Here is a 24,383-nt window from a genome sequence, read left to right as displayed (position 1 = left end):
AGAACGCTCGATCATGCCACAGCTAAGGTCAATCTTTGCTTCATCCGACTGATGCTCAAGCGGCTAGCAGTCAACTAGATCTCAAATAGGTTCTATAGGGGTTTAAGCTAATTGAGCGTAAGTATTCTTTGGCTTTGAGATATCCTCTCACTAAATTTTTCATGTTCATAAGCGTATCCGGAACACCCGGATACGTTTCAGGTGATATCAGGTGATTGTGCCGAAGAGATTTAGTAGGACGATCTATGCAATGACCATGAGCAAATGCATTTCGCCATGAAGAAAGCTTCCGAATTGCTTCATAGGCTGTATTAGCTTTCGCATTAGGTTGTCCCACAGATGCTGATGCCACAACTAATTTCTCGGAAGGTGAAAGTTTCTCGATGGTTTCTGCTATATCCTTGTGAAGGTTATATACGCAAAACATATTTATTGAAGCTTCTGCCTCAATAGCGCTCATTAAAATAGCAACCTCAGCTTTCATCTTGATCTTATGTTCTAGCTCCCAAAGGTCTGAACAAATTTCACCAAACACTTCAAGCCCTTCCTCACTTTCGTCATCTTCAGGAAATTGATCGTAAAAATTTGTAAGCTTGTCTTCAGTTTCTTCATGCACTGGAACCAAGTCTTTAACTAGATCACACAGGGCGTCTAAGGCATCAATGACATGAAAAATTGCACTACCACTCCTCCAGTAGGGAGGAGGCATTGCAATAGGATCATTTGGCAATTGATCAACAGAAACTATCTTCTCAGCGAATTCTTCTTTCATGAATTAGATATCTATTCTCAATTCAATAGGAAAACTTAACTTCAAAATCTACTGTTACTTATCTTACCTTGCAAATTGTATTGACTGAGAAGTAGGCAATTGATACCTACAGTACATTAATCTGTATCAGGTAATACTTCTAAGAAGTCCCCTTTAACAATACTCCGGACATTTTTTGAGGCAGAGGCTGAAACCCTCATTCCACCGTTGGTATTTGCCTCAGTGATGATGCTGAAACCCGCATTCCACCGTTGGCGATTTAAAATTGTCCGGACTGTTGCTTTAAAGGAATTTAGGCAGCCTAACTATTATTTCTGCCGTTTAGATGCCTCAAACGGGATAGTATAGCTACGGATGAAATTATCCTGCTTGTTATCGGCATAACTCCCCTTTCTTAAGAGTTTATACTGAATCCAAGCCGGATAATTCCCTCATTCGGGCAATTATGCTGAATTGCCTTCAGATTTCTCGCTTCTAGGCTTGCTGAATCGATCGCCCAAAATTTCCCGATCGACGAACCCATCAAATAATTCCTGATCTCGATCGAGTTTTGCATTAGCTAAACTAAGTTGTCTCAAGCCAGAATCAAGTTGACGAACGCGCTTCCTTTGTTGCGCTATTGCTTAACTAAGTTGACGAACGTGCTTCCTTAGTTTCAGCTTTGTGTTACTGAGTTAACGAATGCGCTTCCTTAGTTTCAGCTTTGTGGTATCGAGTTGACGATCGCGCTTCCTTAGTTCCAGCACACCGATACTTAGTTACAGATTGAGACTCCTTGAGTTTCACAGATTAGATCGAGAGTCAATCACTCGATCGGGGAACTCTGAAATTGTTCAATCAAAGATTATAGAGAGGGTTTCTACTCATGCCTGGACTCGGAAGACGAACTTCATCTCATCTTGAGAAGGCAAAAACACGCCTATCTGCCATCAGATCCATCAGTTCCAGCTTGGACATGGGCAAAGGACTATCCGTTCAAGCGTATTCTGCGTTAGTCGAGAAAACCCGTCAGCGAGTGGATGCTTACAATGCAACCGTAGCCATGCTAGATGCCGATCGCGTTGTGATGCAAGAAGCCGAGAAAGAACTGCAAGAACTCACCGAGAAAATGTTGCTGGGGGTTGCGATCGAATTCGGGAAAGATAGCCCCGAATACAAGATTGCGGGCGGCATTCGCAAGAGTGAGCGGAAACGACCCGATCGTAAAAAAGCGAATCAGTCAGAACCGCACCCCGCACTTAGCTAAGAAGAACTTAAACATCTGATGTTTCTAACCCATCGGGTGTTTTTTCGGCGTTGCTGAATCGATCGATAAAGCACAGATTTTACCCTCACCCTAGCCCTCTCCCAAAAGGAGAGGGAACAAGAGTTCTGGCTCCCTTCTCCCCAGGGAGAAAGGTTGGCGAAGGCTTGCCCCACTTCGTGAGGAGGGCATTTCATGTCTGCATTCAGCAACGCCAGTACTGCCTCCAACTACGATCGGAGCAACACAACGTTCTTAATCAGCGGTTGCCGATAGCCTTTGCAGCTTTCAATCTGCCTAAGATGCGATTTGGGATGGTCAGGCGGAAGCTTTCTGCCTAGTTTTTGATTTCGGATTTGATCGCTTCGTAGACTCGTCCTTTCCAAGCGCCGCCTTTGCGTTGCCAATGACGACGGGCTGAGTCGATCGTCATCAACGTGTAGAGAACGCGATCGTAGGTAAACAACCCGCTAACCTGCACATTCTGACTGCTGTGTTTTGATGACCGTCCGCGATCGGGTAGAAAAGCTACTCATAATGCGTCCACATCCGCAAAATTTTTACCGTGTTCTCAGCCTCGATGACTTCGTACACGAGACGATGCTGAATGTTGATTCGCCGCGAGTATGCACCTTCCAAATCTCCCACTAATTTTTCGTAGGGTGGTGGATTTTGAAACGGATTGGCTTGAATGAGATCAAGTAAAGCCTGAGCCTTATTTTGTAAGCTACTAGAAGCCAGCTTTTTGGCATCCTTCTGTGCCTGTTTGACGTAGACCAAATTCCAACTCACCACTTTAACTCTCGTGTCCTACGGAGTTTGCGGAGCTAATCGCACTCCTCGATCGGGGTTGTCAATCCTTCCCGAATCGATTCTCGCATTCCTGGAACCGAGAGAAGATGCAATGTTTCCTGCACCGATGCCCAATCAGCTTCAGATAACAACACTGCATTACTACTCTGTCCTGCGATAACAATAGGCTGGTGCGACTGGCTTACCAAATCGATCAAATCCTGCAACTGCTGTTGAGCTTCATTGACTGGGATCATAATTCTTCACCTGCTTCAATATGCTGTTCTAGAGGATGTCCGATAATTACAAATGCTCCCTTATTATGAGCGATCGAGCTTTTATTGTTTTGATGAAGCTTTCTGCCTAGTTTTTGATTTCGGATTTGATTTCTTCGTAGACTCTACCTTTCCAAGCGCCGCCTTTGCCTTGCCAATGACGACGGGCTGAGTCGATCGTCATCAGCGTGTAGAGAAACGCGATCGTGGGCAAACAACCCGATAACCAAATTGGACACCGATAAAACCGCACGATCGGGACGTAAGCCAAGCTTATCAGCGAATAAGTGAACTACGGATATTCTTGCTTGAGAATTAGTCTAATGTCAGCATCCAACGCAGGAATTTTACGCACTACAACATCCCAAACAATGTCGTAGTCAACGCCGAAGTAGTTGTGGATTAGTCGATCGCGCATCCCAGCCATAGCACGCCACTCGATCGCACTGTATTTTTGCCGCAACTCATCTGGTAGCTGTTTAACTGCTTCCCCTATAACTTCAATACTCCGAACATAAGCCCGTTTCAGGGTCTCATCCTGCACAAATGCTGCTTTGTCTAACCCTATGGAACTCATCAGGATATAGGTCGTTTCGTCAAGAATATGCTGTAAATACTCACGACCCGACAGAGACATACTCGACCTCATTCAAAATATGTAAGCCAATGTAAGGGCTTAATGACTCAATAGTAACGAGATCGACTGCCCTACCAAATAGATCTTCTAGAAAAAAAGATAGGTGTATAAAATTGTCAAAGGTTTTCTGATCTGGCTCAAAAACAACCAAAATATCGACATCGCTGCGATCGTGAATTGCACTATCTCGCACAAACGAACCAAAGATACCGCAACGACTCACCCCAAAACGGTGGAGATCCTGTTGATGTTCCTGGAGGAGAGACAGGACTTGAGCTTTGGTTTGTACAGGAATCATTTGCATAGACTAATCACCTGATGCTGATTCTATCACAGCCTTTTAGATAGCTTTTAAGTGCTAGCGCGATAGAGACCTGAAGCCTGCTCTATAGACTACTATTTGAGCCACACTCTAGTTTTAGCGGCTACTTCTTTGAGTGTGAAAACTTTATCCTATCAGGTACAAATACTTCCTCTTTATTAATATCTTTGGGAAGTATACTTTCATCTTCAAGTGTTGGAAAAATCATCAAAGATTTGGGTGAAGTAGAGGTTATACCCATACTCCTTTTAACCGAGAACAAACCTGGTTGGTATGCATATAGTAAACCTGGTTTACCATTCGTGGCGAGGTGAGCTTGTAGATCACTCTCAAAGTGTGCGTAGGTGTGATTATGAGTCTCTGAAGCAGTAGTGTAGGCTTGAAACATAAATCGCACTTTGCCTTCAAACCAGCGAACTTCACGTTTAATTGTACCTAAAGGTAAAACGAAAATAGCGTCAATCGAGAACAGAGGATTCCAACAATCACTTGAAGAAATGCTTTCATTTGAAAGAGCCATTCTATCCTCAAGCGATATAGATTCACAACGATTATAACTGTTAGCAACTGCTTGCCATAATTTATCAGGAAATTTAAATGTTTTTGCAATATCGTATGCAAAAATATATTTACGTATGTAATTATGGATAGGATACGCAGTCAAGCAGAATTTTATTAAAGAATCAATATTTAGTAAACCACTTTGTAACTCTTTAGATGTCAATTTACCTTTGACTTCGACAACTGCTGAACAAGCTTCAGGAGGAATGATAACAAAGTCTCCATCGCGGAAAATTGGGGCGTAGTGAGATGAGTCCCAGATAATAATGTCTATTTGTTTTGATTTTAGTAGTTTGCCTTCTCTATCAGAAGCAAGAATAAATCCGGTACTGACTTCGTACTTTCTAGGCAGAATGTTCGAGATCAAGCTGCGAAGAATTGATTCTTTGTGGTTGCCAACAGAGAGCCAGTGATCTCGTCCGATCAACTCATCTAGACGAGAGACTTTGCTCAAAAGCTCTGCATTATAGGAAGATAAAAACTTTTCAAATACATTGCTATCGTTGGAGTTCAATGCCTTTACCCTTGAAGTTAAGACAGCTCTAGTCTAGCTTGCACATGGCTTTTTATTTCTACTTCACGACAGCCATCACAGACAATTTTCACCACTCTCACCAAGAACTTAGCAGGACAATGATTATCTAGACTGAAGCTTTCTGCCCAAGATTGCAATTTAGGATGGTTAGGCGGCAGCTTGATGCAGGCTGAGATCAGGGGGTTTTTATCTCTTCATAAACTCGTCCTTTCCAAGCGCCGCCTTTGCCTTGCCAGTGACGACGGGCTGAGTCGATCGTCATTAACGTGTAGAGAAACGCGATCGTGGGCAAACAACCCGATAACCAAATTGGACACCGATAAAACCGCACGATCGGAACATAAGCCAGACTCATCAGCAAATAGGCAAATAGACTAGGAATCGCGATCGACCATTGCCCCGCAACGATTCCAAAGACGGCTCCTAGAGGCGGAAGTAGATAGATAAGACTCATGCCAAACACCGTTCCGATCAGCAATAGCGGCGAGTAGTTTAGCTGAGTGAATGCCGTCCGAGCCACCATTGTCCAAATGGTTTCTAGCGAGTCGTAGGGGCGTAAGCTGCGAGTTGAATCGGACGAACCAAGCCAAATTCGCTGCGACCCACTCGATTTAATCGCTTCGGCTAGAGCGCAATCGTCAATCAATGCCTGCCGAATTGCCTGAATGCCGCCAATTCGAGTCAGTGCCTCGCGCCGAATCAGACTACATCCCCCTGCCGCACCCGCGATCGAGTTCTCCGGCTCGTTGACCCATCGAAACGGATAAAGCTTTGCAAAGAAAAAGACAAACGCAGGAATCAGCAGTTTTTCCCAAATGCTTTGACAGCGCAATCGCACCATTAGCGAGACGAGTTCTCGATCGTCCCCGACTGCTTTAGCGACCAGTTGAGAGAGGTTAGCGCGATCGTGTTCAATATCGGCATCGGTCAGCAAAATGTAGTCCGGCTCCAGCGTCATCGCTTTTTGAACTCCCTGATCAAGTGCCCAAAGTTTCCCCGTCCATCCGGGTGGCAATGGTGCTGCCGAGAGAATGTGTAGCTGATCAGATTTGCCTAGCGTCTCAGCCGTTTCTCTGGCAACCTCAGCCGTGCGATCGGTGCTGTGATCATCGACTAAAAACAGATTCAAAGTACCGGAATAGTCTTGCGTGAGCAGCGATCGCAGCGTAATTGGCAACAAATCCGCTTCATTGCGAGCGGGAATGATGATGCAAACAGAAGGGGATTTATCCAGGGGCAAAAGTTGGGCAGATAATCGCCGATCGGTACGCCAAAACTGACCGCGAAAGCAGACCAAATAAATCCAAATCGCTAGGGAGAGTAGCGCTAATCCTGCAAAAATCTCACTCATTATGGTTGTGGAAGGTTGGTTGCTGTCTTGCAAATTCTTGATTGTAGAACGCAAAATACAGAGACTGTGGTTTTTGGGGTGAACGATGCAACGGAATAAGGTTACGACTTCTCAGCTAGATGGGGCGATCGCTGCCAGTCAAGATTATCTGCTTTCGACTCAAAATGCTGATGGATATTGGTGGGCAGAACTCGAATCAAATGTGACGATGACCGCAGAAGTCGTCTTGCTGCATAAAATTTGGGGCACCGATAAAACTCGCCCAATGCACAAGGCGGAGAAGTTTTTACGATCGCAGCAGCGCGATCACGGCGGTTGGGAACTGTTCTACGGCGATGGTGGCGAACTTAGCGTCACAGTTGAGACTTACATGGCGTTGAAGCTTCTGGGGGTTGCGATCGACGATCCGGCAATGGCAAACGCAAGGGCATTTATTCTGGCGCGGGGCGGCGTGGCGAAAGCTCGCGTATTCACAAAGTTTCACCTGGCGTTGATTGGCTGTTATCCGTGGAGTGGGTTGCCGTCGATTCCGCCCGGATTGATGTTGTTGCCGTCATTAAAGCTGGAGATTCCCAATCCGTTTGGATCTGAGCCATTGTTTTCAGCTTCGACGTTTAGCATTTATGAACTGTCTAGCTGGGCAAGAGGCAGCACCGTTCCGCTGATGATTGTGTTCGATCGCAAGCCCGTTTTTCTCGTCGATCGACCGATTACGCTCGACGAACTTTATGTAGACGGAATCACCAATACGAACTTTGATCTGCCTCGCAAATCAGACTGGACAGATTTATTTGTTGACTTAGATAAAGTCTTTAAGGTGGCCGAAGACTTGAATCTGATGCCCTTTCGAGAAGCAGGACTCAACGCCGCAGAACAGTGGATTCTAGAACGACAAGAAGCGTCTGGAGACTGGGGCGGCATCATTCCTGCAATGTTGAATTCAATGTTAGCGTTGCGTTGTTTAGATTACGATGCTGATGATCCGATCGTCGAGCGCGGGTTAAACGCAATTGATCGTTTCTCAAATGAGACAGATCATACGTTTAGCATTCAGCCTTGCGTTTCGCCTGTTTGGGACACTGCATTGGTGATGCGATCTCTGGTGGATTCTGGACTGGCTCCTAATCATCCGGCTCTGGTTCGCGGCGGCGAGTGGCTGCTCGAAAAACAGATTCTAGACTATGGCGATTGGGCGGTCAAAAATCAGCACGGCAAACCGGGAGCCTGGGCGTTTGAGTTTGAGAATCGCTTCTATCCCGATGTCGATGATTCTGCCGTGGTGGTGATGGCATTGGCGGCGGTGAGATTGCCCAACGAGAACTTAAAAGAACAAGCGATCGTCCGCGCCGTTGACTGGATCGCCACCATGCAATGCAAACCTGGAGGATGGGCAGCGTTCGATCTCGACAACGATCAAGACTGGCTCAATGCTCATCCTTATGGCGATCTCAAAGCCATGATCGATCCCAATACCGCAGACGTGACTGCGCGAGTTCTAGAAATGATCGGACGACTGACAGACACCAGACCTCCACGAATACTTCGCCCTCACCCTAGCCCTCTCCCCAGGGAGAGGGAACAAGAGGTTCTAGCTCCCTTATCCCCAGGGAGAAGGGTTGGCGAGGGCTTCGCCCCACTTCGTGAGGAGGGCTGTCCAGATTCACGCAGGAGGTCTACTCATCTAGACGCAAATCGCCTCGATCTCGCCCTCTCTTATTTAATGCAAGAACAAGAAAGCGATGGCTCTTGGTTTGGGCGTTGGGGCGTGAATTATATCTATGGCACCAGTGGCGTTTTAGCTGCGCTTTCGCTGATTGCTCCAGTGACGCATCAATCGAGTCTCGATCGCGGCGCAAACTGGTTAGTAAACTGTCAAAACTCGGATGGCGGCTGGGGCGAAACTTGTGCCAGCTACACCAATCCTTCACTTAAAGGCAAAGGAAACAGTACGGCTTCTCAGACCGCATGGGCATTGATTGGGCTACTCGCTGCTGGAGACGCGACGAATCAGTTTGCGTGGGATGAGATCGACAATGGCATCACCTACCTGCTCACTACTCAACGAAAAGACGGCACCTGGAACGAAGACGACTTCACAGGCACAGGCTTTCCGGGTCACTTCTACTTGAAGTACCACCTTTATCAGCAGCACTTTCCCTTAACCGCGCTGGGGCGATACCGGAGAACGCGTCTAGAATCTCAATCCGACTCCGCCTTGAAGTGATGCAGCCGCGCCACCTCGCTTATAGGCATCAAACGAGATGATTGCATTGCCAAACAGCACGACATTGCTATTTGGCAGTGAATAGTCAATGCCGGGTTGAATCGCAAAACTCGTTTTGTTGCCGATCGGGGTTTCGCCTCCGATTGGAATCGCCACTCCTGCGCCAACATAGACATCGGTTTGCCAGTTGATGGGAATGTCATAGGAAATCGTCGGCACGATCGCCACATTGCTGCCAACCAATACTTGCGCTCTGGCTGAAATCGGAGCCGTCAAAAACTTATATCGACCGGAAACCACGGCTGAAATTTTGCGCTCGTCGTCTGCCCCACGAGTCAAGCCAAACGAAGGTCCGATGCCCACATAGCTGCCATAAGCGGCTTGTGCCGACGCAGGAGTTTGAGTGCTAAAGGCAAGCCCGACACTCATTGCAGCCCCACTTACGATCGCACTTATTTGCAAAAACGCAGGATTAAATTGTTTCATTCGATGACTCCTCAGTGACCAGACGGGACTTATCCATCAATGTACGATCGTTGACCTTCACGAATCAACCAAAAATACCCAAAATCGTTATTTCATGATACTCAACAACCTGAGATGGAATACATTTGTCCTCAATTAGCCTGAGAAACAGGGGCACATGGCGTAGACTTTTGACAGTGAACCGCTTAACGTCTCTCGGTTGAAAAACTGTGCAGCTAAATCAGGTCATTATTATTCATAAATCGGGCGACCCGCTCAGTCGGCGATGGGCTGAGAAGTGTTCCCAAGCGTTAGAAAAACGCCACTGTCGAGTGCTGTTAGGTCCAAGTGGACCGAATGACAACCCCTATCCCGTGTTTTTGGCATCAGTAACGCAGCCGATCGACCTGGCGATCGTGCTCGGTGGTGATGGCACTGCTTTATCTGCCGCTAGAAACTTGGCAGCCGACAAGATTCCGATTCTCGCGGTCAACGTCGGCGGGCATTTGGGATTTCTCACCGAATCGTCTGAAGATTTCAACACAGAAACCGTATGGGATCGGCTATCAGAAGATCGATTTGCCGTGCAGCGCCGCATGATGCTGCAAGCCAGCATTTTTGAAGGCAACCGCACTAACTTGGAGCCGATGAGCGATCGCTATCTCGCCCTCAATGAAATGTGCATCAAACCTGCCTCTGCCGATCGCATGATCACTGCAATTTTAGAAATGGAAATCGATGGGGAAGTCGTCGATCAATATCAGGGCGACGGCTTGATCGTAGCGACTCCTACAGGCTCGACGTGCTACACCGTGGCGGCAAACGGTCCGATTATTCACCCCGGCATGGACGCGATCGCCGTTACGCCGATCTGCCCCTTAAGTCTGTCGAGTCGCCCCATTGTTTTGCCCTCTGGATCGGTGGTGAGCATTTGGCCCCTCGTCGATCGTGACTTAACGACAAAACTCTGGATGGATGGCGTGTTAGCGACTTCAATTTGGCCCGGTCAGCGCGTCGATATTCGCATGGCAGACTGCGATGCTCAATTCATCATTCTTAGAGAAGATTATTCTTATTACCAAACGCTTCGAGAAAAATTGCAGTGGGCAGGAGCCAGAATTCACCACAGCAATAATCATCGCAATTAAGTTCTTACGATCGAGAGAAGTAACTCCGTCTTTGGCACGCTAAACAATCTGAAACCAAAAAACTTTGATCATTCTACGAGGCTTGATGCGTGAATCTACTAGAATATCTAATTGGGGAATCACTCGAAAGTATGAAAGATGGGCGATGAATTAGAAGTTCTGCGTTCCGAGTTCGTTATTTCCTGTACTCTTCTCTCTGCCCCTATCATCCACTGAGTTTTTATGCCCAAGGTTCTTGTTTCCGATCCCATTGATCAGGTAGGGATTGATATTTTGTCCCAGGTTGCCCAGGTTGATGTCAAGACCGACCTGTCTCCTGAACAACTGGTCGCGATTATTTCTGACTATGACGCGTTAATGATTCGCTCTGGAACTCGTGTCACCAAAGAAGTGATCGAGGCAGGCACTCAACTCAAGATTATCGGGCGCGCAGGGGTCGGAGTCGATAACGTAGACGTGACTGCCGCCACCCGAAAAGGGATTGTGGTCGTCAATTCTCCAGAAGGCAACACGATCGCCGCTGCCGAACACACGATCGCCATGATGATGGCACTGTCGCGCTACATTCCCGATGCCAATCAGTCGGTGAAAAGCAACAAATGGGATCGCAAAAGCTTTACGGGCGTTGAGGTCTATAAGAAAACTCTCGGTGTCGTCGGCTTGGGCAAAATCGGAACTCATGTCGCCACGGTTGCTAAAGCAATGGGCATGAAGCTATTGGCATTTGACCCGTTTATTTCTCACGAACGGGCAGAGCAGATCGGCTGTCGTCTCGTCGAGTTAGATGTGTTGTTTCAGCAAGCAGACTACATCACGCTCCACATTCCCAAAACAGCAGAAACGACGCATCTAATCGGGGCAGCCGCGATCGCTAAAATGAAGCCGACGGCTCGCATTATCAACTGTGCGCGAGGTGGAATCATTGACGAAGCCGCTCTAGCAGAAGCGTTGAAAGCGGGCAAGATTGCCGGAGCCGCGATCGACGTGTTTGAATCCGAACCGTTGGGCGAATCGGATTTGAGAGCCTTGGGCAAAGAGATCGTCCTCACCCCACACTTAGGAGCGTCAACCGAAGAAGCTCAGGCAAATGTGGCGATCGACGTTGCCGAACAAATCCGCGATGTTTTGCTGGGGTTGCCTGCTCGATCGGCGGTCAACATTCCTGGTTTGCGTCCTGATCTATTGGAGCAACTCAAGCCCTATCTGCAACTGGCAGAAACCCTCGGCAACTTGGTCGGTCAACTCGTCGGCGGACGCATCGAATCTTTGAATATTGGGCTGCGCGGAGAATTGGCGACCAATCAAAGTCAGCCGATCGTCATTGCTGCCCTCAAAGGGTTGCTCTCTCACGCGCTGCAAGAACGGGTCAATTATGTCAATGCCAGCATTGAGGCAAAAGAGCGAGGCATTCGGGTGATTGAGACTCGTGATCCGTCTATTAAAGATTACACCGGGTCGCTTCACCTATCAGCAAAAGGTGCGTTAGGCGAACATTCTGTTACGGGGGCGCTGCTGGGCGATAACGAGATTCGAGTCACCAGCATTGATGATTTCCCGGTCAACGTGCCGCCCAATCGCCATATGCTATTCACCCTGCACCGCGATATGCCCGGAATCATCGGCAGAATCGGCTCGTTGCTGGGTAACTTTAATGTCAACATTGCCAGTATGCAGGTCGGGCGCAAGATTGTGCGCGGTGATGCCGTGATGGTGTTGAGCATTGACGACCCGCTTCCCGAAGACATCTTAAACGAGATTAAAAAAGTGTCTGGCATCCGAGACGCTTATACAGTGACGCTTTAACTGATGGCAAATAGTTGGTGGGAAATTCAAGTTCTGTGTGACACCGCTCTTGATGACGTGGCGTTTTGGCGACTTGAGAAGTTTGGCTGTCGAGGCACTTCTAGCGAGATCAAAGGGTCTTCGTGTCGGGTGTCTGCCTATTTGCCACAGCAGCAGGCACAGCTATTAGATTTGTCTGCCCTCGCTCTCTTAATGCGGCAAGATGCGCTCTGTGTGGGGTTGCCGATTCCGATCGTGCAGTGGAATTTGATTGATGAAGAAGACTGGGCAAGTAGCTGGAAAGTTCACTGGCAGCCGCAGAAAGTTGGCGATCGCTTCTTAATTAATCCCGCTTGGCTCCCCGAACCGGAGGGGAGCGATCGGATCATCGTCAAGTTAGAACCCGGTGTTGCGTTTGGCACTGGAGATCACGCCACGACTCAGCTTTGTCTCGAAGCGCTAGAGATGCGGTTTAGTGACAATCCTCAAAATACGGTGATTGCCGATGTGGGCTGCGGTTCAGGCATTTTATCCGTTGGGGCGATTCTGCTAGGCGCGAGTCAAGTTTATGCGGTAGACACTGATCCGTTAGCAGTCAAGGCAAGCCGGGAGAATATTGAACTGAATGATATTGATCCTAAGCGAATGCTTGTAGCAGAGGGCAGTGTCAAACAGCTAGAGACGATGATTCAAGCGCCGATCGACGGTCTAGTGTGCAACATCTTGGCGGAAGTAATCATCGATTTGATTCCGCAGTGGACGGCGATCGTCAAACTCACCACTTGGGGAATTTTGAGCGGCATTTTGCTAGAGCAAGCAAAACCCGTCGCCGATACGCTCGAAGAAAACGGTTGGATTGTGGCAGCGCTTTGGAAACGTGGAGACTGGTGCTGTTTAAATATTCGACGATCGTGACTGAGGCGTTGCAATCTTAAGGGGATCTCAATCCTTCTCGTTAAGTCGTTATGAGCGCGATCGCTATTACCTCAATGAAAGAAATACTGAAGTTTTTGAGCCTTCAACATTGAAGCAACGTATAGTCTGAGTAGCATGTGCACCTAATTGCTTACATAGGAAATTAGGCTAAAAGCTGTCATTATAAACACCCAATTTTGATGTTTAGGCTGCAAGGGGTGAAGTCGAACTGTGGTTTTGGAGAAATAGACCGCAAAGTTGTCAGTCTAATCTGCCAAACCGGGAGTTATGCCGTGAGATCGCCAGTCTAATCCTTTGATATAAAGAATTAGACTGCGAACTACCAGCCTAATTCTCTATATCAGCAAATCGATCGTACGATGAAAGTTAGTCAAATTAGATTGTTGCGCCTCAAAAACGAAACCAAAGGTAAAAATAAGCAATGGAAGCATCGACAACAATTAGAAAAATGATGGCTGGCAACAAAATTATCGTGCCGTCCTATCAGCGCGCATACTCTTGGGAAACTCCTGTTGAGAAAACAGACAGAAACACCCAAACGGACGTGTTTCTGTCGGACTTAGAAGAATACAGCAAGAGTAACGCCAAAAACCCATATTACTTTGGACATTTTCTTTTTGAGGAAAGAAACGAGAAATTTCAAGTAATAGATGGTCAACAGCGTCTTACAACCATTGTTATATTTTTGTCCGCTCTTTTTACCAAACTAAAAACTATAAGAAATTTAAACGAAGGTGAAGAAGAATTGTATGAAGACATGGTGAGGCGGCGCGGTACGATACGCTTCTCCACCGTAGATTACGACAATCAGTTGTTAAAAGACTATGTAATTGAACAAACAAAAACTGATCACAATGGACTTGACACAGAATCTGCACGCCGCATCGTTAGAGCCTTTGATTTCTACAAGAAAAAACTGTTAGACAAACCCGAAGAATATCTGACAAGAATGCTCTCTATTGTTAGCGAATCAAATTGTACTACTCATCCAGTACAGGACGAGTCAGAAGCAATTCAGATGTTTATATTTCAAAATAACAGGGGAAAACAACCATCTAATCTAGAAATTGTCAAAGCTCAATTTATGTACAACGTTCATCTACATAGTAAGGATAATAGAGATGAACTTATAGAAGAAATAAAGAATCGTTTTGAAAAAATCTACAAGTCAATTTCCTCAATTGGATATCGTATCAATGAAGATGATGTTTTATTGTATACACTACGGGTTCACTTTAACTCACTGTTGGAAACTAATGCACTAGATAAAATCGATAAGGCTTTATCGGGGCAAAACTCGATTGATTTCATAAAGTCTTTTACAAGGTCACTCTCGGTAAGCTTTGAACACCTATCCGTATTTTTTGTACATCATGAACACGAAAATTTCGCTATACATTCCTTGATCACATTATGGGGGATTGCCATTGCGCTTCCGTTCATTCTAAAAGCTTATAGATATGGCTTGTCTATTAGTGAGATCGGAACTCTCTGTTCGTCACTAGAAAATTTGGTTTTTCGCCAGCGTCTGATCGGAACTCGTGCTGAAATACCATCAAGAATAAATGATGTATTTGAAAAGTTCACTGAAAACTATAAAGATATTAGCCCAATAATTGCCCGAATAGAGTCGATGAAAACCAGATCGGATTGGTGGTGGGCTTACTGGAACAATGAAAAGCTCAAAGAGGCTCTCCAAGGTGGAATAAATCATTCAGTTGCAAAATATATCCTTTGGAAATATGAAGTGTACTTAGAGCAGCAAGGAAAGAGTGGCTACTGCCCTACCCGTTTTGACAAAATCATAAGCCCGGAACTGGAACACATTGCTCCAACTACTGAACCTGAAATAAAGCCTCATGGTTATGACAATTACGATGAGGAATTCAGGAACCAATACCTAAACTGTCTAGGTAACTACCTATTGTTATCAAAATCACATAATTGTGCGGTTGGTAATATTTCGCTATCCCGAAAGTTAGCTACTTATGATCACAATAAACAACAAAGAGAAGTTCGGAATTTGGTTTCTGAGAATGGGTTATGGAGCAAAGAAATAATAAAAAGCAGGAAAGATAAAATTATCAACGTAATCATAGAAATATGCTAGGAGAAACATAACAACCGCGCTGCACCGGAGTACAAATATGGTTGGGTCGCACTGCAAAGGTTATCTGCGTCCGGTGAGCGCGAACGTTAGCCTGATCAATCTCCGTCAAGCATATTACGGTAAATTTACTACTCAAACGATTCCCACAGTCAGCCATGATTAGGTTCCTTGGGCATTTATTGAGTTGAGTTTGCAATGTATGTATAGCTACTCTAAGCAATTTGTAGAACGGTATTGAGTAGTAATCTATTGAGGCGAGTGTTGTCATTGCCTCCTCTATTGGTTCATACCTATTATGGAGAAGTCCACAAAAGTAGTGTGACGATCGAGCATCAGTAGAAGAACGATCTGTTCGTGTATTTGCGACAAAGCGAAATCAATAGACTCCAAACATAAAGAGACGTTTCACCGAAACGTCTCTACGAATAATGGCAACTTTGCCGTTTGGACTATTTGAGAATTCCTAGAACGGGCGACACTTCGGATTGAGGAGTCAAGAACTTTTGAGCAAATAGCTGATGGTTTGCTTGCGCTAGTTGAGAATATGCCTGACGCGCTTGAGCATTGACCGCCACCGTCTTCGCGTCATACATCTGAGTCGCCATTTTGGGATAAAACCCAATGCCCACAATCAGCACCAGAAAGCATCCTGCAATAAACACTTCGCGAGGTCTGGCATCGCTAAAGTCTGCGTCAGCAGGCAGAACGCAACTGGTGCCAAAACAAACCGCGCCCTGATTTTCTAGAGCCTTCAAGCCTTCACTGGTCACATCACAGTCAGGAGCCGCCCCCGAATCGTAAAAGACTTGTCTCAGCATCGAGAGGAGATAAATTGGGGTGAGAATAACTCCGATCGCCGCCAAAAACACCGTAACTGCCCGAAACAGTGAACTGTATGCCTCACTCGTCGCCAAGCCCACAAACACCGCGATTTCACTCGCAAACCCACTCATGCCCGGAAGCGCCAATGATGCCATCGAAGCTGCCGTAAATAGCGCAAACACTTTCGGCATCACCTGACCAATGCCGCCCATATCATTCATTGCCATTGTGTGAGTGCGATCGTAGGTGACACCCGCCAAAAAGAACAGCACCGACGCAATCAATCCGTGAGAAATCATCTGCAACATCGCTCCACTGATGCCTAAGTCAGTAAAGGAGGCGATGCCAATCAGCACAAACCCCATGTGAGAAATCGACGAGTAGGCAAGTCGTCGCTTCATATTCGTCTGAGCAAACGAGCTGAATGCCCCATAAATAATGTTGACGACCCCTAACATCGCGAGGAGTGGCGCAAAGTAAACGTGAGCATCAGGCAGCAGCCCCATATTGATCCGAATCAGCCCATAGCCGCCCATTTTGAGCAACACACCCGCCAAAATCATCGAGACGGGAGCCGACGCTTCACCGTGGGCATCGGGGAGCCAGGTGTGCATCGGGAAGACGGCAAGTTTGACTCCGAACGAAATCAGCAGTCCGGCATACAGCAGGAGTTCTAACGCGATCGGATAATCTTTCATGCCCAACTTGGCAACATCGAAGGTGATATTGTCGCCGTAGAATGCCATTCCTAGTGCCGCTACCAGGATGAAGATAGACGCAGCGGCAGTATAGAGCAAAAATTTAGTTGCAGCATAGCGGCGTTTCTGTCCGCCCCAGATGCAGATCAGCAAGTAGACGGGAATCAACTCGACTTCCCATAAGATGAACAGCAGCACTAAATCTTGAGCGACAAATACGCCCACCTGAGCCGCGTAGAGCATCAACATCAAAAAGTAGAAGAGTTTGGGTCGCTCATCGACCTGCCACGCTCCAAACATTGCTAGGGTGGTGACGAATCCAGCTAACAGCACAAATGGAAGGGATAGCCCGTCGATCGAGACTGCCCAGCTTAACCCTAACTGGGGTATCCAGGCGTAGTTTTCGACGAGTTGAAACCCTGGATTGCTGGCATCGTAGTGCTTCCAAAAGGCGTAGCACATGAGAGCAAAGTCAGCAAAGCCCACGCCGAGAGCATACCAGCGGACGATCTTGACGTTTTTGTCGGGCAAAAATGGAATGACTAACGAAGCGACGAGCGGCAGCAAAACAATTATGGTCAGCCAGGGGAAGCGATCGGCTAGCATCATGGTAAGCAGAAATACTTAGCGGTGAGTAAAACTATCTTATTAAACTTTGTAGAGAATTACTCATCAAACTTTACCGCACATTAGTATTGCAAAATCGTTACAGGTCAAACCGGGCTACTTTTAGCCACGGTTGCGCTCTAACAAGAGCATCATCAACAGGCTCAACACAGTTTGAATCTCTTCTCGATCGCTCATTCCATCCACTTTTTTAATGGAGAAGATTCTCGACAAAAAGGCAGGCTGTTTAGATAAGTGCATCACCGTTCTTCCATCAGGGCGACTGACTAGATAAGTGGGGTTAAACACATAGCCCGTAAGCATTCCCACGATCGGAATTTCTGCAAACAGGCTATCCATGATTTTGATCCAGGGGTTTTCTTCTTGAATGGTGAAGACCACGGTTTCGCCGTCAAAGATGTCGTAGTGAGATCTCCAGAGCGATCTCAGTCCCTGACGTTTGACGGCACCTAACGGTTTGTTTGTCTGATCGCTGAAGTTATAGCGAGCCGAGAAATCGATAATCCGATCGGCTTTGATGCTGTAAAGCTGGTTTGTGCGCTCACTGTCGGAAAATACGTCGATCGCTTCTTTGAGCTTCCAAAGTTTTTGACGGACGCAGAGAGCCAGATTGCCCTGAGCATCGGTGACTGAGAGTTGCGGAGCCAGTGTCCACAGCTTAAATTTGAGTTCTAGCGGGTATTGCATGAACGGTCACAGTAAGGAGATGTATGCCACTATTAATCCCCTCATAGTTCAGAAAAAATCTAAGATTGTTAGATTTATATTAGATTTCGTTTGGGTCAATGCCTAGCGATCTCAGCCGTTCAGCCAGTCGGTCTGCCCGTTCTGCACCAGTAGGGATGACCCGACCATTGAGACCACACCAGCGTAGCCAGGTAAATGCTTGCTCCCCGAACGTTCCTTCCCAGACGGTTAAACCCAGTCCGCTCGTTTGCAGCAAGAAGGGTTCCGGCATCTCTACATATTGACCTGCTGTTGGCACCCAAACTTGTAGCAGTTTGCCATTCAGTTGGCCTTCTCGCTGAAGCTGCTGCAAAGGATCGAAAACCACATAGTAGGCAATGCCAATTCGAGCGTAATCGTCTTTTTTCGAGTCCAACTCGTTGCCTTTGCGATTAGAAACAATCTCAATGCAAACTTCTGGCACTTTACCAAATTCCCAAACGAAATAGGAGCGGTTTTGCTTTTGGCTCCAGTCAGCAGGCATTGTAACATTCAGGCTCAAAAAGGCATCTGGGACGATCGGGTCTTGTTTAGTTCCATAGAACACGCCCACATTTGTGGCTGCGATAAAAGAGACATCCGATGACCACGAGCTATAGAGTGGTTCGACCAGTAGCCGCTGTTGCTTTTCTGATTGAAAATTGTCTACAGGAGTATCGTCCTCAATGACCAGATGGCTGATGTCCAGCTCAGTGACGACTTCTTCATCGTTGAGAAGTTGTCCAGTCATGGGCAGTAACCAAACCCGATAATTTATTATCTTCTAGATTTCTGGTTAGATTTTAATCGAAGCTGTTAGAACAGTGTGGATGATCAACACACGCTTGGAGTTGATTTCTTGGTTTCGACTCCCCCAAAATTAAGCTATGCTTCTAGTGCTTCGCCTTCAACTAAAGCAATCAAGGAGTCTAGTAGCGTGGGTGTTTAGGTTCCATAGATGGTTTCTCTTCAGGCAACTCCGACCAATAAGGGAGGTAAACACAAAATGCCCACTAATTCGGATATTCCTGAAGATCTTCGCGAATCGGCTTTCCGCGAGTATGTTCGTATTGTGACGGCGGACGCAGTAATAGCTTGCCAATATGTCGAGCGGACATTTAATGCCATTTGTTTAGTCTTAAACGTCGATGGATTGCAGTTTTCAGTGGAGGACTTCCTTTCCAATGACTCATCACGAATGCGTCAAACACTTGGAAAAATCAAAAGTCAATTGAAAAGCTCTAACTGCTTTAATTCATCCTTCTGTGAGCGTCTTTCAGATTTTAACGGGCGACGAAACAGAGTCGTACATGGACTATTTGCGGACACCTTTCAATCCCATGACCAGATCACATCAACTAACTTCATAGCACAAGAATACGTACGGGAGTGCAAGTGGGTATCTGACGAGGCGGCTGAACTTGTTGAGATCGGATTCGGTATTCATCGTGCTCTAGGTATCATTGAGTTGAGCAAAGACCCAGAAAATCAAGAGACCAAAGAGCTTATGCAGGGTTTCGATGACTTTAAGTTGGTCGGACTTTCTACACTCAAACCTACTTTCAAGAGCCTGCTAAACGAGCTTGAGCGGTTCCAGCAGTGATGACCATGTTGCTTTGGCTAGCCGCTGCTCCAGAACGCCTCGATTTGGTTTAGTTGAGTTGTGAAGGTTGTCGCTTGGTTGTTATGCTGCAAATCTCTACACCTTTCCTCTAGGTGGTGTGACCCCCGATCGGTTGAGTCGTTCTTCGATCTGCCAGAGAAACTTAAAGTCTTCTTCCGGCAGCATTCCCGCCGCCTGATCGTCTAAAAACGTGAAAGCTTGACGAAACTGTTGAGGCGTTGCCGAGATCGGAGACTCTAAGTGACACGGAATAATCCGCTCAAAGTCCCATTTTGATACCTGATCTGCCCACTCTAACGTCTGTTCTGGCGATCGGTTGAGAATAATGGTTTGCAGAATCGGAGCCACAAATAGTCTCCCGTTTCCTCGCAGAGATTGAAATGATCGCTGCCAGTTTTCTCGCCATTTGAATGGAAACAGCCCAAAATAGGCTTTTTTGGAGCGATCGGAGGCTTTAGAAGCATCGCGCAAGATTTCTCCGAGTCCGAGAGGTTCTAATGCGCTGGGGCGGAAATAAAACGCAAACAAAGCCATTCGCCACCAGCCTTTGCGACGATTAGACGGAGTATCTTCGACCCGATCGGAGGCGTGATCTTTGGCGTGAAAGAGGAGTGAATAGGTGTCAAGCTGAACAATGTCTGGCGGATCTTCTGGAACCGCCAGGACGGAATCAGTGACGAGCAGCGTGCGCGATCGTCGATGGAAAAATGCTACCTCACCAAACGAACCCGCCCCCAAATCGATGTCTAGAATCTCGTAGTCAAAGTCATCGCAAAAAGGGGCGTTGCGGCTGTCGTCTGGCAGAGTTTGAGTCCGCTTTGCTGGAAACCCCAACCAACTTAGCGGCAGGTTGACCGGAAAGCTCCACTGATGCGGGGCGACGAAGATTTGGGCGTTGGGAAACTGTCGAGCAAACGGTCCGACAAAGACTTTGTGTTCTAACCCCGATGAGGTCGGCAGAATAATGTATTTTACGTCTCCGTGGTCTGCTACCAATTCTCTGACAAGCCGAATACATTGTGGAGTGGGCGCGATCGGGGCATACACCAACAAGCCTCCCGCTTCAAGTTTCACCACCGTCATCCGAATCGGCACAACCACATAAAAGATCCCTTGAATCTGATCAAACGTCCAGATCGTGTCTTTAACAACTTCTTTGCGAAGCGTTCGCCGCTTGCCGTAGGGATAGAGCGGCACCACTTGCCAAAACCGCCATGACCAATCATCAGGATGATCTGGGCGTTCTGGTTCTGTCTGGTCTGTGACACGCTTCATAACCCGCTCCGCTTTGCCTGATCTCATCCTATCAAGCTCTTAAGGAAGTCTAGCGCCTGATTTCGATCTAGAAGATCGATAATAGAGAAGTACGGATGAATCGGAGTTTATGAACCGCACGATCGTTTGGTTTCGCCGGGATTTACGCATTGCGGATCATGCGCCTTTATATCGAGCCGTGTCTCGCGGTGCAGTGATTCCAGTATTTGTGTTTGATCGTGCTCTCTTGCATCACCCCGAAACCAGTTCAGCGCGAGTCGCATTCATGTTGGCGAGTCTGAATTCGCTCGATCAAGAGCTTCGTCAACGAGGCGGACGACTGATTTTGCGATTTGGCGATCCGATCGAGGTGCTGCCTCAACTGATTCGCGAGACTCAGGCAGACGGCATTTATGCCTCCCTTGACTACGAGCGGATTTATGGACGCGTCAGAGATGCGCGGCTAAATCGAGTCTTAGCCGAACAGGATCTTAAGATTCGCTGGTTCGAGCCGATCGCGGGACTGAATGATCTCGTTCCTTATACGCACTATCGCAAGCACTGGTTTACTGAGATGAGTGCCGAAATGGTGCCGACTCCGAGCCGCATTCAAACCCCCGACGATGTGCTGGGCGAACCGTTGCCGACCCTCACCGATTTAGGATTGTTGCCCGACAAAAAACCGATTCCGCCCGGTGGCACTCAAGCGGCTCGTGATTTGCTGCAAGAATTTCTGACCGAAAAGGTCGATCGCTACTATTGGCAACTGTCCTATCCGAGTGGAGATGCGACGACGGGGTTGAGTCCTTATCTCAAATTTGGCGTGATTTCTCCGCGAGAATGCTATCAGGCAGTGCGACCTTTAAAGGCTTCTGACGATCGTCGAATTCAGCGCAGTGCGAAACAACTGATCAGTCGCCTGCGCTGGGGCAGCGGATTCACGCAACGATTTCGCTATCTGCCGCAATTAGAACTGCGATCGCTCTACACCATCTTTGATGACGAAGGCTGGCAGTTTAACGAAGAACTCTATCAAGCGTGGCAAACTGGCGAAACGGGATTTCCGATCGTCGATGCCGCAGCCCGATGTCTACTCGCGACAGGCGGCTGGAAAGAAATGAACTTTCGCTCTCGTGCGATTCATGCCAGTTTTTTAAGCAATCTTTTAGGCATCGACTGGCGCTATGGAGCCTTGCACTTCATGCGACATTTAATCGACGGAGATTGCCCGATCGATCACTATCAATGGGCGATGCAAGCCGGGGTGACTCACTGCGCCAACAAAAGCTGGACTCGCATTTATAACCCAGAACAAACGGCGGTCGATCGCTGCGACCCTGACGGCACCTTCATTAAACGCTGGGTGCCCGAACTGGCTCACCTCCCTGCGGCAGCGTTGGGGTTGCCTCCTCGCATCAAGGGATATCCGACCCCAATTTTGAACTACAAAGCGGCACGGCATCAGCGAGTGCAGCAACTGCAACATCAGCGTCAAGGATTTCTCAAGCAAGAAAATGTGTTGTCCCAGTTGGCGCGCCTTCCTAAGTCTCTCGTGCCGTTTGGCTCTGAGCGATTCGCGAGTGAGATTAGTTGGGCAGAACAGGACGATCGAGACTTATTTCCATCAGCGATCGACCTGGATAGCTTGACTTCAGAACAAGCTAGAGATCTCCGCACTTGGTTTGTCGCCAATCTTGAGATTACTCCTCACAAGTCTTCTCCACGAGTTAAAGTGCAGCCGCTAGACCCAAAAGCAGGCATTCAGTTAAGCTTGCTGGAGTTGTGATGTGAGGGCAAGGCTCGATCGGGCAGCAGTTCACAATCAGTTTAAGAACCATATGCGAAGAAAATTCTAAGGATCTGTCGATTCAGAAGTTATGTTAAATCCTTTGATGATTTGCCGAATCTCATCTACTTCAATATCTCCTTGGTCAGACTTTGAGTAGATATCTAGCAAAACGATTAACTCAGTGGATGAGATCCAATAGATCAGACGATAGCCACCACTTTTACCCTTTTGGGTATCACTGTTTCTAATCCGCACTTTCATTGTCGTGAAGCCAATGCCAGGGATTTGATCTCCTAGAAACTCTCCGTGTTGTAACTGCTTAAGAACAGGCTGAAGATCGGTGGGAACCTGGCGATATTTCTTTGCAAGATTTTTCAGTTTACGCTGAAATTCAGGCGTGAGGCGAATCTCAACGATGGGTAAATCAGTCAATGTCGATTCCCTCCCACAGTTGGGAGAGTGGTAAGGTTTGCCCAGTCACAGCTTGCTGCCAAGATTGGCGAAAGCTTTCTGCTGAAAACTCTGTGTCTGCTGTTGTAGTTTGATCGGAAGAATGGGGCTGCTGAATCATTGCAGATAACGTTTTTAGTAGTTCAAGCTGCTCCTCCAAAGACAGTGATTGAGCAAGATGAATGACTTGTTGAAGCTGTGAAGTCATAGTGAATCCTCCATTTTTAAGGGTTCTTTCGCCCATTCTGGCAGTTGCTCGTGGGGTCGTGGGTGGCTCGATCGGGCAGCAGTTCAAAAGTCTAGTGGATTTGGTAAATTCTATGAAGAAATTGGGCGATCGCTCGGTCATTTGCTTGTGCTGGCTTGTTCTTCTATCTACTATCTAACGAGATTGTTTGCTACCCAACCTTTAATACCACTATCTAGCTCGACTTTGATCCAACCATTTGATTCTTCAAAAACCGTAACTTTTTGCCCATTATTCAAAGTGGTAATTAACTTGCTGTTCTTATCGGGGGCAGCCCGCACGTTAGCGGCTTTATAACCCGTGGAACTTGCATCAATTGTCCCGCTACAACCATTAGGATTAATACAGGAACGCTGACTCCACCGAGCTTTCTCTTTACCACTTGGTTGGTTGCCTAAATTAACAGGCTTTAAACTACCACCTACTACTACTAATAAGAATACTAAAAGAAGTACAAAACCTAGGATTGGGTTAGTCAGTAAACCAGATAATTCAAAATCAGGCGAGGAGTAACTCTGCTGATAGTAGACAGGTTCGGGAGGAACATAAGCTGGGGTTTCGTTGTACTCGTTCATAATCGAGACGACTTTCTCCATGTCTACACTGTGAAAATTGAACCATTCATCGCCGCCGCCATATCCTTTCAATCGATAGGAGTTAAATCGATGATGCAGATCTGTCTCTACGGTCTGCGAATTAGTAACTTCAACAGTGTGAAATGGATCTAAGAAACGAGGATTACCCGCTTGATATTGACGTTTTCGTGCTTCAGTTCCTGCCTTGGTTTTGCCAATCTTGTAATGCCCTGTTGGTGTGCCATCAAAATCAATTTCTTGCAGGATATAGACGTATTCCATAGATCTTTAAATGAATGTACGGAGGACAAGCATCTAATATTGTGACGAATTTTTCTAGAAAATTCAGAAACACGTAAAGTTCTACGTTGCCTGCCTAGCTCTTCTGTTAGCTTCACAAAAGAAGGAATGACAGACGATCGAAACCCTCACCAGACTG

Annotated in this window: 26 protein-coding genes; 8 read left to right on the top strand and 18 right to left on the bottom strand. The window is 47.0% G+C overall.

The features are described from left to right. Positions 1-70: 70 nt before the first annotated feature. Both A8707_RS12450 and A8707_RS30220 read right to left on the bottom strand, forming a co-directional pair. Positions 71-772: a hypothetical protein gene (locus A8707_RS12450; RefSeq protein ID WP_068817425.1), complete on the bottom strand. Its 702-nt coding sequence runs from the start codon at positions 770-772 to the stop codon at positions 71-73. A gap of 443 nt (positions 773-1,215) precedes the next feature. Continuing rightward, positions 1,216-1,350, bottom strand: a complete 135-nt coding sequence (locus A8707_RS30220; RefSeq protein WP_269452713.1) for a hypothetical protein — start codon at positions 1,348-1,350, stop codon at positions 1,216-1,218. 377 nt (positions 1,351-1,727) lie between these two features. Between A8707_RS30220 and A8707_RS12445 the strand changes: the two genes are divergently transcribed. Further along, complete coding sequence (locus A8707_RS12445; RefSeq protein ID WP_082906340.1) at positions 1,728-2,018, top strand: hypothetical protein; 291 nt, start codon at positions 1,728-1,730, stop codon at positions 2,016-2,018. A 334-nt stretch (positions 2,019-2,352) separates the two neighbouring features. Here A8707_RS12445 and A8707_RS28095 read toward each other — a convergent pair whose 3' ends face one another. From A8707_RS28095 to A8707_RS12410, 8 genes are all read right to left on the bottom strand, one after another. Continuing rightward, entirely contained in the window at positions 2,353-2,496 is a 144-nt protein-coding gene (locus A8707_RS28095) for a hypothetical protein (protein WP_156518524.1), read from the bottom strand. A 47-nt stretch (positions 2,497-2,543) separates the two neighbouring features. After that, the gene (locus A8707_RS12440; RefSeq protein WP_068817445.1) at positions 2,544-2,807 is read right to left on the bottom strand and encodes a Txe/YoeB family addiction module toxin; all 264 of its coding nucleotides are present in this window, start codon (positions 2,805-2,807) and stop codon (positions 2,544-2,546) included. Between the two features lie 35 nt (positions 2,808-2,842). Further along, complete coding sequence (locus A8707_RS12435; RefSeq protein WP_068817421.1) at positions 2,843-3,064, bottom strand: type II toxin-antitoxin system Phd/YefM family antitoxin; 222 nt, start codon at positions 3,062-3,064, stop codon at positions 2,843-2,845. Positions 3,065-3,170: 106 nt separating this feature from the next. Further along, positions 3,171-3,353, bottom strand: coding sequence for a hypothetical protein (locus A8707_RS12430; protein WP_068817419.1), 183 nt, complete (start codon positions 3,351-3,353; stop codon positions 3,171-3,173). 21 nt (positions 3,354-3,374) lie between these two features. Next, positions 3,375-3,719: a HepT-like ribonuclease domain-containing protein gene (locus tag A8707_RS12425; RefSeq protein ID WP_068817417.1), complete on the bottom strand. Its 345-nt coding sequence runs from the start codon at positions 3,717-3,719 to the stop codon at positions 3,375-3,377. Beyond that, complete coding sequence (locus A8707_RS12420) at positions 3,700-4,023, bottom strand: nucleotidyltransferase family protein (RefSeq protein ID WP_231948038.1); 324 nt, start codon at positions 4,021-4,023, stop codon at positions 3,700-3,702. Before A8707_RS12420 ends, A8707_RS12425 begins: the two co-directional genes overlap by 20 nt. A 121-nt stretch (positions 4,024-4,144) precedes the next feature. Continuing rightward, on the bottom strand, positions 4,145-5,116 hold the full coding sequence (locus A8707_RS12415) for a DUF6602 domain-containing protein (RefSeq protein ID WP_068817415.1): 972 nt from the start codon (positions 5,114-5,116) through the stop codon (positions 4,145-4,147). Positions 5,117-5,312: 196 nt separating this feature from the next. Continuing rightward, entirely contained in the window at positions 5,313-6,488 is a 1,176-nt protein-coding gene (locus tag A8707_RS12410) for a glycosyltransferase (protein WP_068817414.1), read from the bottom strand. Between the two features lie 85 nt (positions 6,489-6,573). Here A8707_RS12410 and shc point away from each other — a divergent pair, with 85 nt between their 5' ends. After that, positions 6,574-8,712 carry a squalene--hopene cyclase gene (shc, locus tag A8707_RS12405; RefSeq protein WP_074382504.1) on the top strand — a complete coding sequence of 713 codons (2,139 nt, stop codon included), beginning with the start codon at positions 6,574-6,576 and terminating at the stop codon, positions 8,710-8,712. Here shc and A8707_RS12400 read toward each other — a convergent pair. Continuing rightward, positions 8,680-9,198, bottom strand: a complete 519-nt coding sequence (locus A8707_RS12400; RefSeq protein ID WP_068817412.1) for a hypothetical protein — start codon at positions 9,196-9,198, stop codon at positions 8,680-8,682. The genes shc and A8707_RS12400 overlap by 33 nt on opposite strands. Before the next feature lie 209 nt (positions 9,199-9,407). Here A8707_RS12400 and A8707_RS12395 point away from each other — a divergent pair, with 209 nt between their 5' ends. The 4 genes from A8707_RS12395 to A8707_RS12380 all read left to right on the top strand — a co-directional run bounded on the left by A8707_RS12395 (position 9,408) and on the right by A8707_RS12380 (position 15,153). Continuing rightward, positions 9,408-10,325 carry an NAD(+) kinase gene (locus A8707_RS12395; RefSeq protein WP_068817410.1) on the top strand — a complete coding sequence of 306 codons (918 nt, stop codon included), beginning with the start codon at positions 9,408-9,410 and terminating at the stop codon, positions 10,323-10,325. Between the two features lie 222 nt (positions 10,326-10,547). Further along, complete coding sequence (gene serA, locus A8707_RS12390; protein ID WP_068817408.1) at positions 10,548-12,128, top strand: phosphoglycerate dehydrogenase; 1,581 nt, start codon at positions 10,548-10,550, stop codon at positions 12,126-12,128. A gap of 3 nt (positions 12,129-12,131) precedes the next feature. Continuing rightward, complete coding sequence (gene prmA / locus A8707_RS12385; RefSeq protein WP_068817406.1) at positions 12,132-13,022, top strand: 50S ribosomal protein L11 methyltransferase; 891 nt, start codon at positions 12,132-12,134, stop codon at positions 13,020-13,022. A 442-nt stretch (positions 13,023-13,464) separates the two neighbouring features. Continuing rightward, on the top strand, positions 13,465-15,153 hold the full coding sequence (locus tag A8707_RS12380; RefSeq protein ID WP_068817404.1) for a DUF262 domain-containing protein: 1,689 nt from the start codon (positions 13,465-13,467) through the stop codon (positions 15,151-15,153). Between the two features lie 449 nt (positions 15,154-15,602). Here A8707_RS12380 and A8707_RS12375 read toward each other — a convergent pair whose 3' ends face one another. From A8707_RS12375 to A8707_RS12365, 3 genes are all read right to left on the bottom strand, one after another. After that, positions 15,603-17,279 carry an NAD(P)H-quinone oxidoreductase subunit 4 gene (locus tag A8707_RS12375; RefSeq protein ID WP_068817441.1) on the bottom strand — a complete coding sequence of 559 codons (1,677 nt, stop codon included), beginning with the start codon at positions 17,277-17,279 and terminating at the stop codon, positions 15,603-15,605. 123 nt (positions 17,280-17,402) lie between these two features. Further along, on the bottom strand, positions 17,403-17,987 hold the full coding sequence (locus A8707_RS12370; protein WP_068817402.1) for an LURP-one-related/scramblase family protein: 585 nt from the start codon (positions 17,985-17,987) through the stop codon (positions 17,403-17,405). Positions 17,988-18,066: 79 nt separating this feature from the next. Then, on the bottom strand, positions 18,067-18,756 hold the full coding sequence (locus A8707_RS12365) for a Uma2 family endonuclease (RefSeq protein ID WP_068817400.1): 690 nt from the start codon (positions 18,754-18,756) through the stop codon (positions 18,067-18,069). A gap of 207 nt (positions 18,757-18,963) precedes the next feature. On the opposite strand from A8707_RS12365, the gene A8707_RS12360 reads away from it, so the two are divergent. Then, a complete protein-coding gene (locus tag A8707_RS12360; protein ID WP_068817398.1) occupies positions 18,964-19,608 on the top strand; it encodes a hypothetical protein in 645 nt (214 codons plus the stop codon). Positions 19,609-19,704: 96 nt separating this feature from the next. Here A8707_RS12360 and A8707_RS12355 read toward each other — a convergent pair whose 3' ends face one another. Beyond that, on the bottom strand, positions 19,705-20,904 hold the full coding sequence (locus A8707_RS12355) for a DUF4336 domain-containing protein (protein ID WP_068817396.1): 1,200 nt from the start codon (positions 20,902-20,904) through the stop codon (positions 19,705-19,707). Between the two features lie 109 nt (positions 20,905-21,013). Here A8707_RS12355 and A8707_RS12350 point away from each other — a divergent pair, with 109 nt between their 5' ends. Beyond that, entirely contained in the window at positions 21,014-22,669 is a 1,656-nt protein-coding gene (locus tag A8707_RS12350) for a cryptochrome/photolyase family protein (protein WP_068817394.1), read from the top strand. Positions 22,670-22,735: 66 nt separating this feature from the next. Here A8707_RS12350 and A8707_RS12345 read toward each other — a convergent pair whose 3' ends face one another. The 3 genes from A8707_RS12345 to A8707_RS12335 form a co-directional block, all read right to left on the bottom strand. Then, on the bottom strand, positions 22,736-23,104 hold the full coding sequence (locus tag A8707_RS12345; RefSeq protein WP_068817393.1) for a type II toxin-antitoxin system RelE family toxin: 369 nt from the start codon (positions 23,102-23,104) through the stop codon (positions 22,736-22,738). Then, positions 23,097-23,330 (bottom strand): hypothetical protein, encoded by a 234-nt coding sequence (locus A8707_RS12340; RefSeq protein WP_068817391.1) that lies wholly within the window; start codon positions 23,328-23,330, stop codon positions 23,097-23,099. The genes A8707_RS12345 and A8707_RS12340 overlap by 8 nt, the downstream gene beginning before the upstream one ends. Before the next feature lie 170 nt (positions 23,331-23,500). Continuing rightward, on the bottom strand, positions 23,501-24,226 hold the full coding sequence (locus A8707_RS12335) for an SH3 domain-containing protein (protein ID WP_068817389.1): 726 nt from the start codon (positions 24,224-24,226) through the stop codon (positions 23,501-23,503). Between the last annotated feature and the right edge of the window lie 157 nt (positions 24,227-24,383).

It is taken from the genome of Phormidesmis priestleyi BC1401 (genome assembly GCF_001650195.1).
In the GTDB taxonomy this organism is placed as follows: domain Bacteria; phylum Cyanobacteriota; class Cyanobacteriia; order Leptolyngbyales; family Leptolyngbyaceae; genus Phormidesmis_A; species Phormidesmis_A priestleyi_B.
Note: the sequence above shows the minus strand (reverse complement) of the source record. Positions and strands in the feature narration are given on the sequence as shown.